This is a genomic window from Hydrococcus rivularis NIES-593 (assembly GCF_001904635.1).
GTDB classification, from domain to species: domain Bacteria; phylum Cyanobacteriota; class Cyanobacteriia; order Cyanobacteriales; family Microcystaceae; genus Hydrococcus; species Hydrococcus rivularis.
In genome coordinates this window covers 41447-59109 of sequence record NZ_MRCB01000007.1, presented here as the reverse complement: position 1 = coordinate 59109, position 17663 = coordinate 41447, and the positions used below count along the sequence as shown (strand labels likewise).

15 protein-coding genes, 2 tRNA genes and 1 pseudogene are annotated in these 17663 nt (G+C 44.1%); 8 read left to right on the top strand and 10 right to left on the bottom strand.

Annotated elements, in window-relative coordinates; genetic code table 11:
• Positions 1-20: 20 nt before the first annotated feature.
• The 9 genes and pseudogenes from NIES593_RS08120 to NIES593_RS08080 all read right to left on the bottom strand — a co-directional run.
• Positions 21-413, bottom strand: a pseudogene (locus tag NIES593_RS08120) (amino acid permease); the annotation flags it as partial.
• Between the two features lie 36 nt (positions 414-449).
• Positions 450-1397 (bottom strand): F0F1 ATP synthase subunit gamma, encoded by a 948-nt coding sequence (locus tag NIES593_RS08115; RefSeq protein WP_073599099.1) that lies wholly within the window; start codon positions 1395-1397, stop codon positions 450-452.
• Between the two features lie 121 nt (positions 1398-1518).
• Positions 1519-3030, bottom strand: a complete 1512-nt coding sequence (gene atpA / locus NIES593_RS08110; RefSeq protein ID WP_073599098.1) for a F0F1 ATP synthase subunit alpha — start codon at positions 3028-3030, stop codon at positions 1519-1521.
• A gap of 42 nt (positions 3031-3072) precedes the next feature.
• On the bottom strand, positions 3073-3627 hold the full coding sequence (gene atpH / locus NIES593_RS08105; protein ID WP_073599097.1) for an ATP synthase F1 subunit delta: 555 nt from the start codon (positions 3625-3627) through the stop codon (positions 3073-3075).
• Positions 3627-4163, bottom strand: a complete 537-nt coding sequence (locus NIES593_RS08100) for a F0F1 ATP synthase subunit B (RefSeq protein WP_175561074.1) — start codon at positions 4161-4163, stop codon at positions 3627-3629. Before NIES593_RS08100 ends, atpH begins: the two co-directional genes overlap by 1 nt.
• A gap of 31 nt (positions 4164-4194) precedes the next feature.
• Positions 4195-4626, bottom strand: a complete 432-nt coding sequence (locus tag NIES593_RS08095) for a F0F1 ATP synthase subunit B' (RefSeq protein ID WP_073599095.1) — start codon at positions 4624-4626, stop codon at positions 4195-4197.
• A gap of 252 nt (positions 4627-4878) precedes the next feature.
• Complete coding sequence (atpE, locus tag NIES593_RS08090; RefSeq protein ID WP_015143401.1) at positions 4879-5124, bottom strand: ATP synthase F0 subunit C; 246 nt, start codon at positions 5122-5124, stop codon at positions 4879-4881.
• A gap of 219 nt (positions 5125-5343) precedes the next feature.
• The gene (atpB, locus tag NIES593_RS08085; protein ID WP_073599094.1) at positions 5344-6099 is read right to left on the bottom strand and encodes a F0F1 ATP synthase subunit A; all 756 of its coding nucleotides are present in this window, start codon (positions 6097-6099) and stop codon (positions 5344-5346) included.
• Positions 6100-6162: 63 nt separating this feature from the next.
• On the bottom strand, positions 6163-6516 hold the full coding sequence (locus NIES593_RS08080; RefSeq protein WP_073599196.1) for an ATP synthase subunit I: 354 nt from the start codon (positions 6514-6516) through the stop codon (positions 6163-6165).
• Positions 6517-6903: 387 nt separating this feature from the next.
• Here NIES593_RS08080 and NIES593_RS08075 point away from each other — a divergent pair.
• The 4 genes from NIES593_RS08075 to rpoD all read left to right on the top strand — a co-directional run bounded on the left by NIES593_RS08075 (position 6904) and on the right by rpoD (position 9837).
• Positions 6904-6988, top strand: a tRNA-Tyr gene (locus NIES593_RS08075).
• Positions 6989-7014: 26 nt separating this feature from the next.
• Positions 7015-7086 (top strand) — tRNA-Thr (locus NIES593_RS08070).
• A 107-nt stretch (positions 7087-7193) separates the two neighbouring features.
• A complete protein-coding gene (locus NIES593_RS08065) occupies positions 7194-7868 on the top strand; it encodes a polysaccharide deacetylase family protein (protein WP_073599093.1) in 675 nt (224 codons plus the stop codon).
• An 844-nt stretch (positions 7869-8712) separates the two neighbouring features.
• Entirely contained in the window at positions 8713-9837 is a 1125-nt protein-coding gene (gene rpoD / locus NIES593_RS08055; protein ID WP_073599091.1) for an RNA polymerase sigma factor RpoD, read from the top strand.
• Positions 9838-10034: 197 nt separating this feature from the next.
• Here rpoD and NIES593_RS08050 read toward each other — a convergent pair whose 3' ends face one another.
• Entirely contained in the window at positions 10035-10187 is a 153-nt protein-coding gene (locus tag NIES593_RS08050) for a chlorophyll a/b-binding protein (protein ID WP_073599090.1), read from the bottom strand.
• A 245-nt stretch (positions 10188-10432) separates the two neighbouring features.
• On the opposite strand from NIES593_RS08050, the gene asnS reads away from it, so the two are divergent.
• The 4 genes from asnS (at position 10433) to bioF (ending at position 17663) form a co-directional block, all read left to right on the top strand.
• Positions 10433-11824, top strand: coding sequence for an asparagine--tRNA ligase (gene asnS, locus NIES593_RS08045; RefSeq protein WP_073599089.1), 1392 nt, complete (start codon positions 10433-10435; stop codon positions 11822-11824).
• 239 nt (positions 11825-12063) lie between these two features.
• The gene (locus NIES593_RS08040; RefSeq protein ID WP_073599088.1) at positions 12064-14490 is read left to right on the top strand and encodes a WD40 repeat domain-containing protein; all 2427 of its coding nucleotides are present in this window, start codon (positions 12064-12066) and stop codon (positions 14488-14490) included.
• 726 nt (positions 14491-15216) lie between these two features.
• Positions 15217-16311, top strand: a complete 1095-nt coding sequence (locus NIES593_RS08035; protein ID WP_073599087.1) for a metallophosphoesterase family protein — start codon at positions 15217-15219, stop codon at positions 16309-16311.
• Positions 16312-16475: 164 nt separating this feature from the next.
• A complete protein-coding gene (bioF, locus tag NIES593_RS08030) occupies positions 16476-17663 on the top strand; it encodes an 8-amino-7-oxononanoate synthase (protein ID WP_073599086.1) in 1188 nt (395 codons plus the stop codon).

The window sequence follows — 17663 nt, the reverse complement described above, 5'->3', positions numbered from 1 at the left end:
TTTCATATTTAATTTATAGGAATTAAAACCGAAGACGCGATCGCGTCTTTAATCTTGATGCGATCGCCGAGACTTAAAACATTGAGCAAGTAACCCGCACATCCTAAAGCAGCTGTAGCGGCAGAAGCAGACTTAGCAATCAAGAACATCCAGCCAGCCGTAAAACCGAGCCAGGGGTTAAGACCATACTCGTAAGCTCCACCACTAACGGGATAGCTGGCTGCTAATTGAGCGCTGTTTAAGCCATTACAGATAGCAACCCCAACCGCGATCGCAACAGAAACGATCGCGGCCGGACCTGCAATCCCTGCGGCAATGCCCGTACTGACGAACACGCCAGCCCCGACAATCGAACCCAGTCCCAGGGCGATCGCGCCTGGTACCCCCAACTCTCGTTTTAGCGACTGTGCCATGAATTTACAGCGGCATGTTACTGAAAACCACTGTAATTACAAAGCATTTGCACCCGCAACAACTTCTAGAAGTTCTTGGGTAATTGCTGCTTGACGAGCTTTGTTGTATGACAGAGTCAAGGTGTTAATCAACTCGCTGGCGTTGTCGCTAGCGTTATTCATGGCAGTCATGCGGGCTGCGAGTTCGCTAGCGGCTGATTCCTGCAACGCTCTGAGCAATTGGTTATTTAAATAGAGAGGCAAGAGCGAGTCCAGAATTTGCACCGGGTCTTGCTCAAAAATCATGTCCTGAGAAAAAGCCACCTTCGGCGTAGAAACTTTTTCTCGTTCTACTTGGAATCTGCCCTCACGGGTGATCAGGCGGAAAATTTCATCGTCTTGAACTTCTAACCCTTGGGGAGTCAGGGGAAGTAAAGTCTGGACGATGGGGCGAGAACTGATCAGAGAAACGAACCGAGTATAGATTAACTCGACGCGATCGACGGTTTCCGAAAGAAACAGCGATAGCAGTTCGTCGGCAATCTGAGAAGCTTCGGCAGCAGAGGGAATCTGCTCTAGCCCCATGTAGGTTTTCTCGTGAATCGGTTGATTGCGACGCTGGAAGTATTGAATGGCTTTGCGTCCGACCAAAACGTATTTATAGTTAACGCCCTGCGCTTTCAGTTCTTGAGCGCGTTGTTCGGCGCGACGAATGACGTTGGTGTTGTAGCCGCCGCACAAACCGCGATCGCCCGAAACGACGAGCAGGGCAACTGTACGGACTTCCCGTTGCGTCAGCAGGGGCAAACTGACTTCTCCAAAGCGAAGTCGATTTTGTAGGTTAAACAGAACCTGTGTCAGGGCATCGGCAAAGGGACGGGTGGCGATGACTTGCTCCTGGGCGCGTCGGACTTTAGCGGCTGCTACGAGGCGCATCGCTTCTGTAATTTTTTTCGTACTTTTGACCGACTGAATGCGATCGCGGATAGCTTTTAAATTAGCCATAAATTCAGTAAACAGTTATTAGTTATTAGTAATCAGTTATCAAGGGTTAATGGTTATTAGTTAGTAGTTGCTCGTTCATTCCCACTAACCACTAACTAATAACTTCTAACTAATCGCCGAACTATGCTGCAAAAGCCTGCTTGTATTCAGTAATTGCTTCTTTAAGCAGGGCTTCTGCGTCTTCGGTCAGAGCTTTTTTCTCGCCGATAATTTCGGAGTATTTGGGCTTGTTGGTTTTGAGATACTCCCGCAATCCTTTGGCAAAGTCAACCACTTTATCGATTGGCAGATCGTCGAGATAGCCGTTCAGACCCGCGTATACAGTCGCTACTTGCTCCCATACTGCTAGGGGGGAGTTTTGAGGCTGTTTGAGGATCTCGCGCAGGCGCTGACCCCGTGCCAATTGTGCCTGAGTTGCCGCATCCAAATCGGAAGCAAACTGAGAGAAGGCTTCGAGTTCGGCAAATTGAGCTAATTCTAGCTTCAGCTTACCTGCAACCTGTTTCATTGCTTTGGTTTGAGCGGCAGACCCCACGCGCGATACCGAGATTCCTGCGTTAATGGCGGGGCGGAAACCAGCGTTAAACAAGTCAGAAGAGAGGAAGATCTGTCCGTCGGTAATAGAAATAACGTTAGTAGGAATGTAAGCAGATACGTCGCCTGCTTGAGTTTCGATAATTGGCAGCGCGGTCATACTACCGCCACCCAGTTTGTCACTTAGCTTAGCAGCACGTTCTAGTAATCGAGAGTGGAGGTAGAATACGTCTCCAGGATAAGCTTCCCGTCCGGGTGGACGACGCAGCAGCAGTGACAACTGACGATAGGCTTGTGCTTGCTTGGTGAGGTCGTCATAAATCACTAGGGTATGCTTGCCCTTGTACATGAAGTATTCTGCCATCGAAGCCCCCGTGTAAGGCGCGAGATATTGTAAGGTGGCGGGGTCGTTGGCGTTAGCAGCAACGACGATGGTATAGTCCATTGCGCCTTTAGATGCTAGGGTATCGACGACCTGGGCAACAGTAGAAGCTTTTTGTCCGATCGCGACGTAGACGCAAATGACATCTTCGCTCTTCTGGTTAATGATGGTATCTACGGCTACAGATGTTTTTCCAGTCTGGCGATCGCCGATGATTAATTCGCGCTGTCCGCGTCCGATGGGAATCATCGCGTCAATGGCGGTAATTCCCGTCTGTAAGGGTTCGCAAACGGATTTACGAGCTACGATCCCAGGAGCGGGCGATTCTATCAGCCGAGTTTCGCTGGTGTTAATCGCGCCCTTGCCGTCAATCGGACGACCTAAAGCGTCTACTACTCGTCCTATCAGGGCTTCGCCCACGGGCACCTGAGCGATTTTTCCAGTCGCTTTTACCGTGCTACCTTCTTGGATTCCGAAGCCTTCTCCCATCAACACCGCACCTACATTGTCTTCTTCTAGGTTGAGGGCGATGCCGACCGTCCCGTCTTCAAACTCTAACAGTTCTCCGGCCATTGCTTGTTCTAGCCCGTAAATGCGAGCCGTACCGTCTCCTACCTGAAGAACCGTTCCTATGTTAGAAACTTGGACTTGCTTGTCGTAGGCTTCAATCTGTTGGCGAATAATGCTGCTAATTTCGTCGGGTCTGATGCTAACCATAGTCTGAATTTTGGATTTTAGATTTTAGATTGAGAAAAAAATTTAAGTGGCGCTGCTAAGGCTATAGCTAATGCGACGCAGTTGTCCTCTGAGGCTGGCATCGTATACCTGAGAACCCACTTTGATAATAACGCCGCCGATGAGGTCGGGATCGATTTTTGTCTTTAGTTCTACTGCTTGTGCGCCTGTTAAGGCTCTAACTTTATCTGACACTGCTTGGCGCTGCCGTTCGTTTAGCTCGGTTGCCGAGATAACTTCTGCCAAAACTGCGTTTTTTAACTTTCGCAATAGTTCTAGGTATTGCTCGCAAATTTTTTTTAAGAAGATAACACGGCGCTTATCGACTATAAGCATGAGAAAGTTAACGAGATAGGGATGGCTCTCTCGTGCAATCCGTCGCAGAATCGCTTTTTTATCCGGATCTTTAACAACTGGATTGGCCAGAAATTCGCTTAAATCTTGGGAGCTTTCTATTAAATCGATTAAAGTGCGAATATCGTCGCCAAATCGATCGGTTAGATTGTTAGACTGAGCGACAGCCATCAAAGCTTGAGCGTAAGGCTCGGCGACTTCCGTCCCGAACGCACTTCCTTTCATTAACGACCTCCTAATTGAGCGATACTGCGCTCGATAAGTGTTTGCTGAGCAGATTCGTCTAACTGAGCTTTCAGTTGAGACTCAGCTCGCTCGATTGCCAGCGCCGCGATACGCTGTCTGAGTTCGGCGATAACGCGCTCTTGCTCGGACGTAAGATCTTGCGCTGCTATCTCTTTTAGGCGCTGAATATCTTTTTCGGTTTGAGAGGCGATCGCAGCTTGAGCGTCTTTGGCTCTCTGTTCGGCTTCTTTGCGAATGCGTTCCGCCGTCGCTTGAGCTTGGGCTAATTTCTTCTGCTGCTCGGCTAGTAATGCCGCCGCTTTCTTTTGGCGGTCTTCGGCTTCTTGAATCGCCTGAGCGATTTTGGCGCGGCGCTCGCTGAGAATCTGCCCGAGTACTTTGCGACCGAAATAGACCAGAAGCCCAACTAAAATGGCAAGGTTGATGAGGTTGGTTTCAAATATGTCTAGGTTTAGACCGAAACCTCCTTCCTCAACCGCTTCTGTAGCTGCTAATAATAAAATTGTACTCATCATGTTTAAATTTAAAACTCAACCGATGAAGGAGTTATCTTACCAGTTCGGGTCCTAGTAATTTGTCTAGGATTTGGCGGCTGAGAGCATCAACTTGTTTCTCTAGCTCTCGCAGAGCTTCTTGTTTTTGCTTCTCTATCTCTCGAGCAGCTTCTTCTTTTTGTGCTTGAGCTTCTCTTTGAGCCTCCGCAATCTTGCTATCGGCTATTTTTTTAGCCTCTGCTTGCGCCGCCGCAATCATTTCTTGCGCTTGCTTGCGAGCTTCTGCAATTTGAGTTTCGTACTCTTTTGCCAAGGCTTCGGCTTTGGCGATTCGTTCCTTGGCTTCAGCTTCTGTGGTACGGATATAATCCGTTCTCTCATCTAAGACTTTGCCGAGGGGCTTATAGAAAATGGCATTGAGCAAGACAGCCAATATTACGAACTGCAATGCCATAAATGGCAAAGTTGCATCAAAATCAAACATATTTGCGAGTTCCCATTAATTTTAGTTAAAGTAAGCCTTTTACAAGTCAAACCTATCATCTTATCTCGGTTTTATCTTGTTTTGACTCTCTCCTAATTAAAAGGCGCCAACTTTGCGGAGGGGCTGGCTGACGTTCGCCAAGTATTCCAGAGGAACTTACCCGCGTCGCCAGCTCGCTTGCGATCGCCCAATGGCAGAATCGGTTCTACCATTTTAGCGGTGCCTCTCCGCCTCTTTTTGACCTATAACCTTTTAGGCAAATGGGTTAGCAAATAGTAGTACTAGAGCGATTACCAGACCGTAAATCGTCAGAGACTCCATAAACGCTAGAGTTAATAGTAGAGTACCGCGAATTTTGCCTTCGGCTTCGGGTTGACGGGCAATACCAGAAACGGCTTGTCCAGAGGCATTACCTTGACCGATACCAGGACCGATAGCAGCCAGACCAACGGCTAGAGCAGCAGCAATTACTGAAGCAGAAGCAAGAATTGGATTCATATCAACTTATTTCCTTTGATTACAAAACAAATCGTCAAGTTAATTGTCAGGAGCGCGAAGTCCCCAAGCAACTCAATCTATGTTGACTTCTTCTAAATTACTCCCAAAGTGTCATCTACTGAGCTTCTAGATCGGTTATCTATTACCAATTATCAATTATCAATTACTTATGTATTCTGTCACTGATAACTGATAACTGAATAATTAATAACCAATCATCTACTCATGCTCTTCTTCACCTTCAGACTCAATTGCCTCGTGAATATAGGCTCCGGCTAAGGTAGCAAATACCAATGCCTGAATTGCGCTAGTAAATAACCCCAACCCCATCAGCGGTAAGGGAACGAATAGCGGCACTAAAAACACCAGTACTGCTACAACCAGTTCGTCTGCCAAAATGTTTCCAAAAAGTCGGAAACTGAGAGATAGAGGCTTGGTGAAATCTTCTAAAATTTTGATCGGTAAAAGGATGGGAATCGGCTGAACGTAGTTAGCAAAATATCCCAAACCCTTTTTACTAAAACCTGCGTAAAAATAAGCTAAAGAAGTTAGTAACGCTAGGGCAACCGTTGTATTGATATCATTTGTCGGCGCTGCGAGTTCGCTATTGGGAATCTCAATGAGTTTCCAGGGAATTAATGCACCCGACCAATTAGACACGAAGATAAAGAGAAACAGCGTGCCAATAAATGGTAACCAAGGACGGTATTCCTTTTCTCCCAGTTGGTTTTTGGCTAAATCTCGTAAGAATTCTAGAACGTATTCCATTAGGTTTTGGATGCCACTGGGGATTCGCTGAACGTTGCGCGTTGCAGCTAGCGAAGCAATAATGAGAAGTGCAATTACAAACCAGGAAGTGAGAAACACCTGTCCGTGTACTTTTAAATTACCAATTTCCCAATAAAAGTGTTTACCAACTTCTAAAGCGGCGAGGGGAAGAGAATTTAAAACGCTCAAACCGTCCAACATTGTCATTTGCTGAGATTCACCTAGTTTTTAAAACAGGCAATTCTAGAATTTCCTCAACAGCTAATCGATCTACTTTTTTGCTGGCTGCGCGAGGCTTTGCAGCATGTAGATGACGATCGCGGCTTTATAAGTTAGAAATCCAAGAAAAACAGGCACTATGTGCAATTGCTGCCACTTACAGGCCAAGATAATTAGCGCTGCAAAAAGGGCTAGACCTTTTACTCCGACTCGTCCAGGCTGTTTGCCCACCCTTTCTACATCTCTAGCAAGTAGCTTTAAATAGACCACGCCGACACATGCGCCCAGTAAATAATTTAGCGCTGTGTCAAGCGAGTAAGCTATCCAGACACTGACACAAATCATCCCACTCAAAACAAGAGTGGTCAACAACAGGGTTTGTTGCAGTTGGTAGAATTCTTGCATTGAATTATCCGCTCCCGACATTTGGGAATCGGTTTGAGAACGATCTTGTGTCAAGGTCGTAGATTCGAGAGATGGATGGGAAAGGGTCACGCTTCTCGGTTACAGGCTAATTAGAAAAGGACAACTTGCTAGATTTAATTTTCCATGATGGAGGAAGGTTAAATCCAAGCCAGAAGTCATCATATCATGGGATAGTAACAAGATTAAACAATTGTAAAAGCCAAGATTTTTCTAGGATAAACGAAGCTAAAGTTGCCCAGTGGAAAAACAATCTAGTGAAGATGCTCGCATCGATCGCGAAGCTGACAATCCTGATTTTTGAGGATTGGGCAAAAAAGTTTTTATTGAGATGAAAGTTGTGCTATGATGATTAATCGTGACATTCATGGGTCGGTGCCCGAGTGGTTAATGGGGGCGGACTGTAAATCCGCTGGCTATGCCTACGCTGGTTCAAATCCAGCCCGGCCCACCACAATACGATTAAATAAAGCTTAAAATGCCCGTGTAGCTCAGTGGTAGAGCACACCCTTGGTAAGGGTGAGGTCACGAGTTCAATCCTCGTCACGGGCTTCTATGGTCAATTGTCCGGGTCATGCCTTGCCCTTATCTTGTTAGCATATATTTAGCATATATAAGGATGTAGAATTATCGCGCCTCATCCGATGAAATAAGCTCTGATGCAATTGGCTCCTTTCTATCCGATTTTGTATCGGATTCTCAAACCGATCTTTCCTACCTGCCTCTGGAATGGCGATGAAGCTTCACCGACAATTGCTCTCACCTTCGATGACGGTCCCCATCCCGAATACACTCCTCAACTTCTAAAAGTTTTAGACGAGTACCAGATCGAGGCAAGTTTTTTTTGGTTGGGCGTTTGTGTAGACAGAAATCCCTCCCTTGCTAAAGAAATTCATCAACGCGGTCACTGGATCGGACTGCATGGGTATCACCATCACTCTTTTCCTTTGCTAACCCCAGACGAACTCAAACAAAGCTTGCAGAAAACGCAAACCGCGATCGCCAATGCCTGTCAGATCGATCGCGATCGCGTCCGCGACGTTCGACCTCCCAACGGTTTATTTACTCCTAAAGTTCTACAGCTTTTACACCAAAACAATTATCGTCCGGTGATGTGGTCTGTGGTGCCAGAGGACTGGGTGCGTCCCGGCATTGCTGTCGCTAGCAACCGAGTTATGGCGAACATTGGCAACGGCTCCATAATCGTTTTGCACGACGGTTGTTGTGGCGGACAGGACGTAAGCGCGATCGCTGCTAATTTAATTCCCCGTCTCTTACAAAAAGGTTATCGTTTCGTAACCATCGACGAACTTTGGCGGCAGAAGCATCCTTAAGAACTTTTGCAAGATCGGCAGCGATCGCTTACTTAGTTTACATATAAATCTGATAGCGAGTAACGTTTCAACTTCAAATCCTAAATTTTTTTACAAAATTTATCAATGCTTCTCAACAGAAAATTTAAACTTTAGGTAAGGTAACGATTCCGTTATCTTAAAAAATCTTATCTGGTACATGTGTACTATTTATAGCCAAACAATTAAATTGTTTTTTATTGGTTTTAGCTGCACTCTGACGTGAAATTAATTACAATAGCTGAAGATTTTGAGACTACAAAAAAAGTAGCTCGCCCGCTTAAGGATCGGGACTGTTGGCTATTAGCTCATCTATATAGAGAGTGTCAAGGTCAGCTAGGTCGTCTTACGCTTAGCTTGTTAGTCTATAAACTCGATCGAGAGAAAAAAATCTCTCAATCCTGTTTTCAAGGATTGTAAGCTAAGCTATAAAATCAGGGGTTCGAGACTAAAACAAAATAGTCTACCCGCAATTACAACCTGGTAGTTTTCTGAGGAAAGCCAGAATAATGAATGCGTTCGAGGAAAAGATTTCAATCACAGCAAAAGTTGCTTTATTCTTTTGCAATTTAATCAAAAGCCCCAACCATTTTGTTGTAATCAAAGCTACAATCGGGAAGGCTTACAATTTTCTCGAAGGCAGAAGATTGTTATCCTCGCAAAGTCTTGCAGGATGGCGATAGATGGCGAACCTTTCCGACAAAAGTCAGGAAGCGTGTCGAGCCAAACCAGAAAGCTAATCTCATCTTAAACACCTAAAACTTATTAAGTTAAACTAACCAAGAAATCTTCTCGTTTTGCACAGCAGGAGTAAGAGGAAAACGGCATGACGCAGGCCAACGAAGTACTTGCAACTATTACTGAGCCTCAAACGGATTGGGAACCCTTCATAGAAGAAGACCTCGATGGCGATAACATGGAGGACTTAGAAGACGCTATTGCTGAACCTGAAGACAGGAAAGTAAGGGGTAGCTCTCGCCGTCGCGAGACAAGTAAAAAGAAACCCTATACAGAAGACTCAATTCGCGTCTATTTACAAGAAATCGGTCGTATTCGTCTCTTAAGAGCCGAAGAAGAGATAGAATTAGCTCGCAAAATCGCCGATTTGCTGGAATTAGAACGCATTTACGAGCAACTCAGAAAGCGATTGGGCCGCTTCCCCAACGATCGCGAGTGGGCAGAGGCTGTGGAAATGGAATTGCCCGCGTTTCAACGCCGCCTCTATCTGGGCAGAAGAGCAAAAGACAAAATGGTGCAGTCTAACCTGCGTCTGGTAGTTTCTATTGCGAAAAAATATATGAATCGCGGTTTATCTTTCCAGGATTTAATCCAGGAGGGATCGCTCGGATTGATTAGGGCTGCCGAAAAATTCGATCACGAGAAAGGTTATAAATTCTCTACCTATGCGACTTGGTGGATTCGGCAGGCAATTACGCGCGCGATCGCCGATCAATCCCGCACTATTCGTCTCCCAGTTCACCTCTACGAAACCATCTCCCGCATCAAGAAAACCACTAAGATTCTCTCTCAGGAAATGCGCCGCAAGCCAACCGAAGAAGAAATCGCCACCAGAATGGAAATTACTATCGAGAAATTGCGGTTTATTGCTAAATCAGCTCAGCTGCCTATTTCCCTGGAAACCCCTATTGGTAAAGAAGAAGATTCTCGACTTGGAGACTTTATCGAAGCAGACGGCGAAACCCCTGAAGATGAAGTCTCCAAAAATTTGTTGCGCGAAGATTTGGAAAACGTCCTCGACACTCTCAGCCCCCGCGAACGGGACGTGCTGCGACTGCGTTACGGGTTAGATGACGGACGGATGAAGACGCTCGAAGAAATCGGACAAATCTTCAATGTTACCCGCGAGCGGATTCGCCAAATTGAGGCCAAAGCGTTACGCAAGCTGCGTCACCCCAATCGCAACAGCATTCTTAAAGAATATATCCGCTAAATAGATGGTAGGGGTAAGATATGTCTTAAACAATTGACAATTGACAGTTCGCAATTCGCAATTGTCGGACTCTAATTGCGAATTAAATTGACCGATCCCTATCCTAATAAAAACTGGGTTTCCTTTGTGTGAGGAGACCCAGTTGTTTTCTTGAGATTAAGTTGATTGAGATTGACGAAGGGCGATTGTGTTAGAAACTACATCAAACCCCAGAAGTGCAACACGCCTTGACCGGAAACTAACTCGATAATTAGAGCAGCTACAAAACCGATCATGGCTAGGCGACCGTTCCAATTTTCAGCGCCGGGAGTGAAGCCGAATTTGAACTCGTTGCGGTTTTCGTTCTCCATAATTCCCCTTTGAGTTACGTTTTGTAAAGCATTATGTTAATAAATGTAACTAAAATTTCGGAAAGCTGCAACAATCTGAGAACCAATTACTATAAATTTTACTTATAATATTGATTAGCGAAAGACTCTCATCGAGTTTGTTTCTAATGGGTTCCAAACTCAGGCAAGATAGCGATTAAACTAAAAAAAGTGCGGATGAGAAGTAGCCGCTTAGTTTAGTGACTCATTAGCGATCGCAAAAAAACATGATGACTCGACGGATTGGGGAAGTATTGAAAAATAGTCAACCAGACGAATCAGTGACGATTCAGGGTTGGGTGCGTACCAAGCGGGAATTGAAAGGGTTTGCTTTTATCGAGGTCAACGATGGTTCCTCAATGGCAAATTTACAGGTCATTCTCAATCCCGATGTCCCCGATTACGAAGAATCGCTCAAAAAGTTGAATACAGGCGCATCCGTCGAAGTCTCTGGGATACTCGTCCCTTCGCCAGGAAAAGGGCAGCGAATCGAACTGGAAGCGTCTTCTATAAAAATTTACGGAGAGTCAGAACCCGAAACCTATCCCCTGCAAAAGAAACGCCACTCCTTTGAATTTTTGCGTACTATCGGACATTTGCGATCGCGCACCAATACCATGGGTGCCGTCATGCGAGTCCGCAACGCTTGTGCTAAAGCCATTCATCAATTCTTTCAGGAAAGGGGATTTTTGTGGGTTCATACGCCCATTATTACGGCAAGCGACTGCGAAGGTGCGGGAGAGTTATTTACCGTCACTAGCTTAAATTTAAACGACCTTCCTCGCACGGAAAAACAAGAAATTGATTTCGCTCAAGATTTTTTTGGACGGCGTGCCTATTTAACTGTCAGCGGACAGTTAGAAGCAGAAGTCATGGCAATGGCATTCCAGAAAGTTTACACTTTTGGACCGACTTTCCGCGCCGAGAATTCTAATACCTCCCGTCATTTGGCAGAGTTTTGGATGGTAGAACCGGAAATGGCATTCTGTGACTTAAAAGGCGATCGCGAGTTAGCAGAAGCTTTCTTAAAATATATCTTCAAATCCGTCCTCGACAACTGCCCCGAAGATATGGAATTCTTCAACCAGCGCATCGATAACACCGTGCTGGCAACGGCAGATAATATTATCAACAATGAGTTCGCATGTATAACTTACACCGAAGCGGTTAAGTTATTAGAGAAGAGCGATCGTCAGTTTGAATATCCCGTTGAGTGGGGAGTCGATTTACAGTCAGAACACGAACGCTATTTGGCAGAAGAACTGTTTAAAAAACCCGTCATCGTGACAGATTATCCCGCCTCAATTAAAGCCTTTTACATGCGCTTGAACGATGATGGCAAAACCGTTGCCGCCATGGATGTTTTAGTGCCAAAAGTTGGAGAAATTATCGGCGGTTCTCAACGGGAAGAACGACTAGATGTTTTAGAAAAACGCATTAAAGAACTAGGAATGCTGGAAAAAGATTTGTGGTGGTATCTAGACTTGCGTCGCTTTGGAACCGTTCCTCACGCCGGATTCGGATTGGGATTTGAAAGAGTGGTACAGTTTATGACAGGAATGGGCAATATTCGCGATGTCATTCCTTTCCCTCGCACTCCTTTAAATGCGGAGTTTTAAAACTGACGCGAATTTCTTATCCAAATGCTAACCAAAATTTTAATTTCCCATAACCTTGGGAACCAGCCTGCTGCGGTTTAATATTTAGCAACTATCTCTCTTGTCTAAAGCAAGTTTTAGAAGCTACGATCGCAGATAGGTAGAATTCTAAAGTATATATAGTGTTGAGATGAACCTAGATTCTAATGCAAGGATAACTTCTTAAGAGATTAACTCCTTCTTGGCTCAAGAAAAAATTTATGGAGAAATGGTTTAACTTATTCATTCAAGTTGCTAAGCCTATCTTTTCAACTTTAGTTTATACGGGGACGAATACGCTACTAAGTAGCCTACAAGAAGAACTAACAAACAGACAAAAAGAGCGCACCGAACTGGTATTAAACTCACTGGGAATTAGAGAAAAGCAAGCGAGTTATCTTCGAGAGGCTATTGTAGATTTTACTTCAAGTATTGAGTTAATAAATTTAGATGGGCAATCCTCTTGTAACAGAGATAAAATTCTACAACAGCAATCGCTCGATCGAAATAATGAAGTATTTTCAAAAATTGCCGATCGCGTCCTAGAAACGACGCTAAAATTTCCCGAACTGCAAAAAACATTAGAACATTGGCCCCTACGATTATTTCCCTCCCAACTTTTAGAATCTATTGGCGATCGCAGTCCTACTCCATTACGAGTGATTCTCGCACCTCCTAAAATAAGCTTAGAAAGCCAAGAAACCAGTCTAGGCACGCAAGAAATCGAATCCATCTTAGCTCAGGAACTGCGAGAATTTCTCAGCCAAAACTATTCGCTACACTCTCAGGTTAGACCGACAGAATTTTTAGGAGGAGCGTGGAGCGATCGCGGCGTTTATGGAGAAGCAAATATTAAGGCAATCTTTGGAGTGCTAAAGTCAGAACCGACTTTAATTATCGAGTCAGAACTTGAGGGAGAATTTCTTAATTTTCGCATAGCGTATTGGGGATTTGAGCAAGAAAAATATTGCTATGCAACTATTTTTAAACTGCCTTACAAAACGTTTCTACAAGAGTCGGCAAAAGCGAGAGCTTTGCGATGGAAAGAAACGCGCCAGAAACTTCTCGCTATAGGAAAAACCAGAGAAGAAGTTAAGCGCCTGGGAGGAAACAACACTGTCAATCTCGCTCTTTTAGAAGAAGCAGAAGCTTTACAAGCGGCTGGTATCGATTTGAGAGAGCTAAACTTTTCCTATCAAATCGATCGCAAAGATGTTGAAGCATTATGTCAATTTTTGAGTATCTGTCATTGTTTAATAGCGGGCTGGGTAGCAGACATTCACTATCTTATCCACTACAATACTCCCCCAAATTTACCTGAATGGCTGCCTCAATTGAGTGGGGCGATCGCAGATCGATCATCCATTGACGAAATCGTCCGCACGACAGTTTTAATCTATCGAGAGATTTTTAAAGCCTTAGCAAACGAACGACCTAAAGACATTCCCGAATTAGCTTTGAAACTTGCGCTCAGTCTTGCTTCTTTCCCCGATAAATCTTTGTTTAGAGAACAAGTAGATTACTCGCTACAGTTGTGGCTGCAACAGCACCATTTACCTCGATTATCCACCCCAGAAACTATCCCAACTACCTTAACTAGCCAAGACAGAGACTACCTCGAAAGCCTTAAAGCCTGTTTGTCGATCCTGGGAGATGAGTCGGGCGCAACTCAGGTAGAAAACCTCCTAAATGCAATTGTTCCCTACAAACAGATAACTCAGGCAAGCAAGCGGATTAAGTTTGCTCTGTGCCATACGGTGAAAGGAATTTCTGGGAAAGTATCCTCGCTAGCCATTGGTTCTGACGAGCCAAAATTAGTTAGCGAGGTTAATAGTAGCACGCTGGAGTTATGGTACTTGGATAAGGGAAGCGATCGACTATCTTCGAGTCACAAACTCGGCGGACATGCGGGGAAAGTTTTAACAGTCGCCTTTAGTCCCGACGGACAGACGCTAGCGAGTAGCGATAAGACTGCCCAGAGAAGTCAGATCAAAATTTGGAACTTGCCAACGGGAAAACTCCATCGCACTCTATTTGGTCACAAGCAAGCCATTCATTCTCTGGCGATCGGTGTTTGGCAGAGTGAAAACAAGCAATTCATCGCCAGTGGCAGCCATAAAATCAAACTCTGGGATTTACAGACGGGAGAGCCATTTCTTACGCTTTTTGGACATAAAGAGTGGGTGTATTCTCTGGCAATTAGCCCAGATGGTCGAACGCTGATCAGCGGTAGTAAAGACAAAACGATTAGAATTTGGAATTTATTTGCCGGAGAGTTACTACACACGCTTAACGGACACGATGGTAGTGTAAAAGCCCTTGCCATAAGTTCTGACGGACAGATGCTCCTCAGCGGTAGCGACGACGCGACTATTAAACTTTGGGAGATAGGGACGGGTAAACTCCTGCATACCTTTAAAGGACATTCGGGGGCAATTCGCGCGATCGCGATCACTCCCGATAGCCAATATGCGATCGCTGCTTGCCATGATAAAACTATCAAAGTCTGGGATCTGAGTACGGGAAAATTGCTGCAAACACTCAAAGGACATCAAGAATCCGTTAGCGTCCTCGCCATCAGTCCAGACGGACAAACTCTAGTCAGCGGCAGCGAAGACAAAACTCTCAAAATTTGGCGAACCTTTTAGCGATCGAGCTAATACCATTTTTCATTCATTAATAACAGAGATAGCCGATCGCCCTCACCCCCCAACCCCTCTCCCTATTTGGGAGAAGGGAGAAGAATGTCGATCGCGAAAACCCGAAAATTGGTATAAGTAAATTCTAGCTAAACTCCCACTTAGAAATCAATTCCCAAGCTAATCAAAAAAGTCCATTTAAGTAGACTTTTGATATTAGCCAAGAAATTTATTTCTTGGCTAATAAAATGTTTTTGTAAGAAATTTAGATCGAATCCGACTGAATAACTATAAAGCCTGTAAGGGCGGGTTTAGCCGACATTTCTAAGCCACAATCGAAACTTTCATTAAAATCCGCCCTTACCAAGATTACGAGCTTTCAACCAGATTTGATATTGTGGCTATGATAATTTCTGAAATATAGCGTTTCTCAATAAATCGTAAAATCATTTTGTAGTGAGACCATCTTGGTCGCGAGCGAGACGTATGCGCTTACGCACACGCCACGCGAACGCACTACTTTTCATCAATCAAATAGACTTGCTATAGCAATGAATATACTTCGAACTTTAGAATAAAATATTTATAGTGCGGGTATTGCAAGTTCACTACAATTTATGACCGAGCTTAATTAACAATAAAACAATCTTAATAGAATTTGCCTCCGATACGCTACGCTAATATACTGGCAAATAGTTAAAAGTTCTTAAACAAGCTTGTGTTTTTATATTCGCGATGAACTTTCGTTTTGCAATTATCAGCGATCCCCATATCGCTGTGCCCCCAACTATCTGGAATCGTTCCAACCGGTTTCATCTAGTAGAAGTCAGTATTCCTGCTTTAGAGGTTGTATTAGAGCATCTAGAACAAATAAATCTCGATTTTCTCTTACTACCAGGAGATTTAACTCAAGATGGAGAACCAGAAAATCATCAATGGCTACAACAACGCCTAGAAACTTTGCCTTTTCCCGTTTATGTCGTTCCTGGTAATCACGACATCCCAACTTTATTGCCAACAGAACAGTCAATTGGATTTCAAGATTTTCCCCTCTATTACCGTCAGTTTGGCTATCAGAATTCTCAACAACATTACTATACTTGTGAACTTTTACCAGGGGTTCAATTAATTGCCCTTAATTCTAATCAATTCGATTCTCATGGTAAGCAATTAGGATGTTTAGATGAGGCACAATTAGCATGGCTGGAAAAATTGCTTACAGATGTTCGAGATAAGTTGGTATTGGTAATGATTCATCACAACGTAATCGAGCATCTACCAGGGCAATCTCACCACGAACTCGGCAAGCGCTATATGCTTGAAAACGCTCCTATTTTGCTAGAAATGCTTCGAGAAGCGGGCATTAAGCTAATTTTTAGCGGGCATTTACACGTTCAAGATGTGGCTTATGAAAAGGGAATTTATGAGATTACGACTGGATCTTTGGTCAGCTATCCTCACCCCTATCGTATCTTGGAAATGCAAGCCAAAAGAGGAGGAAATTGGGAGTTAAAAATAGAATCTCATCGTCTAAAATCCCTACCAGGATGGGAAGATTTAGCAAAAGTTTCCCGAAAATGGATGGGCGATCGCTCTTATCCTTTTATGATAAGGTTATTAACCGGACATCCTTTGAATTTATCAATGGAAGAAGCAGAAAAATTAGTTCCTCAGTTGCGCTATTTCTGGGCAGATATTGCGGCGGGCGATGCGGTTTTTGATTTTGTTGATTTTCCGCCATTAGTTTGTCGTTATTTTCAACAATTTAGTGCTATCAATGGCAATGGAATTAACGATTTAATCGATAATCATGCAACGTTGTTAATTTAATTTATAGCCTTGCAAAACCATAAAATAATAGATTTGCGCTAAGAAGCAAAATGCCATCTATTCTCAAGCAATTTGGCTCGCAATCCAAAGCGAATTAAATCTTTAAAATATAGAATAAAATTTAAGAAAAAAGATTTATACTTTGATTATTGATATGACAAAATATGTCCTCGAATCCTTATGCTTGGATTGAAGAATCTCTGGAAACAATTCATTGCGCTGATTGGTATCGTTCGGTAAAAACAATTTACGGTCGTCCGGGAGCGATTGTAAATTTAGAAGGACAATCGCTTATTAATTTTGCTAGCAATGACTATTTAGGGCTAGCAGGAGACGATCGCTTAATTCAAGCAGCAATAGAAGCAACAAAAGAATTGGGAACGGGTAGTACGGGTTCTCGATTATTGAGCGGACATCGAGAATTGCACGAGAAATTAGAAAGCGCGATCGCGTCTTTAAAACAAACAGAAGATGCGTTAGTTTTTAGTTCTGGCTATCTTGCAAATATAGGAACAATTTCCGCCTTAGTTGGACGGCGCGACGTGATTTTTTCTGACCAATACAATCACTCTAGCTTAAAAAATGGAGCCAAACTAAGCGGCGCAAAAGTTATCGATTATTCTCACTGTAATCTGGCAGATTTAGAAACAAAATTACAGCAATATCGCCAACAATATCGTCGCTGTTTAATTGTGAGTGATAGCATCTTTAGTATGGACGGCGATTTGTGTCCCCTGCCCCAATTATTATCTCTAGCAGAAGCCTTTGACTGCATGGTATTAGTTGATGAAGCTCATGCCACCGGAGTTATGGGAAAAACGGGTGCGGGATGTGTAGAACACTTCGGTTGCACGGGGAAAGAACTCATTCAAGTAGGGACGCTGAGTAAAGCCTTGGGAAGTTTGGGAGGATATGTTGCAGGTTCGGCAACTCTCATTGATTTTTTACGCAATCGCGCCCCCAGTTGGATCTATACTACAGGGCTTTCTCCCGCCGATACAGCAGCAGCATTGGCAGCTATTGAAATTGTGCAAACCGATCGCGATCGCCGTCAACAATTATGGCGCAATGTTAATTTACTCAAACAGCAACTAGCTGGACTAAATTTATTGCCTTCCGAATCGCCGATTATTTGTCTTGGTTTGGCTACGCCTGCTGAAGCATTAACGCTAGCCAAACAACTCAAAGAAAGAGGAATTTTTGCCCCAGCCATTCGCCCTCCAACAGTTCCCACCAGCCGCATTCGCTTCTCAGTTATGGCGACTCACGAACCCAACCAGATTCAGCAGTTAGTAATATCAATTACATCAATACTTGCAGAAGATGATAAGAGATGGAAGAGTGGGGAGTGA